Origin of the sequence: Microseira wollei NIES-4236, assembly GCF_020521235.1 — a bacterium.
GTDB classification, from domain to species: domain Bacteria; phylum Cyanobacteriota; class Cyanobacteriia; order Cyanobacteriales; family Aerosakkonemataceae; genus Microseira; species Microseira wollei.
Genome location: NZ_BLAY01000533.1, coordinates 1 through 544, shown reverse-complemented (window position 1 = coordinate 544; position 544 = coordinate 1). Strand labels below are relative to the sequence as shown.

1 protein-coding gene is annotated in these 544 nt (G+C 47.6%); it reads left to right on the top strand.

Annotation, left to right across the window (positions count from 1 at the left end; all coding sequences use genetic code 11):
* Positions 1-32 precede the first annotated feature (32 nt).
* The coding region (locus MiSe_RS49730) for a YncE family protein (protein ID WP_226595017.1) at positions 33-544 on the top strand (512 nt) is incomplete at its 3' end.

The following is a 544-nucleotide window of genomic DNA, read 5'->3' as shown; positions in this document are numbered from 1 at the left end:
ATGGCTGTGGTGGTATAGAGACAGGAGGGAGCATGTATATCAACTCTGGGGCGGGAAGCCAATCAGAAAACCCTTCTGAGTTTGATGTCTATCAGTTTCCCCTGAGTGGCTACAGTCGATCCAATCTTCCCAATCAGCCAGGAATTACCACGATTTTCTCAGACGACACGACACCAATGCGGGATTCTCATGGCATTGTTGCTGTTGGGGAATACCTGTGGGTAGCGGATCGGGGTTTGAATCTGATTGAGGTGTTTGATGTTACTTCAAATAATCGAGTCAATACTATCGATCTCATAGGCGAGACTCCCGATTTGAGCGATATTTCACCTGATGGTAATCAAGTCTATATCTCTCTCAGAGGGCCTAATCCCCTCAGCGGATCTGCCCATGTTGCTGCTGGGACTACTCCTGGAATGATGGTGATTGATGTCCTAGAAGGGGGTAAAACAGGACTGATAAAAGGAGTCATTCCTATTAGCAACATAGATCGAGGTATTGAACGAGCAGATGGACATGGAATCCGTGTCCGGCAGATGCAGCG